Below are 238 nucleotides of genomic sequence, written 5' to 3'. Positions count from 1 at the left end.
ACAGGCATCAGCGCCCATATGTTTTAGTAGCTCTTCCCCCAACATCCATGCGCCAGGCAGCGCCAGGATGATACAGCGGGTATGGCCGCTTGCCCGTAGCAGCTCGTAGTGCATTTCCGACAGCGACAGTGTCGCGGTCACCAGCTTACCAATAAGTAGAATATCCACTTGCGCATCGCCCAATGCGTCCAGATCTGGATGGTGACTGACCTCGAGCGGCGTGTCCGCCAAGAGCTCG

The 238-nt window shown here is 57.6% G+C and carries 1 protein-coding gene; it reads right to left on the bottom strand.

Going from position 1 to position 238, the window contains the following annotated elements; translation table 11 throughout:
- On the bottom strand, positions 1 to 238 hold a 238-nt coding region (locus tag BG74_RS05025; RefSeq protein ID WP_187202654.1), incomplete at both ends, for a hypothetical protein.

Origin of the sequence: Sodalis-like endosymbiont of Proechinophthirus fluctus (genome assembly GCF_001602625.1) — a bacterium.
In the GTDB taxonomy this organism is placed as follows: domain Bacteria; phylum Pseudomonadota; class Gammaproteobacteria; order Enterobacterales; family Enterobacteriaceae.
This window is presented reverse-complemented; position numbering and strand designations above follow the sequence as displayed.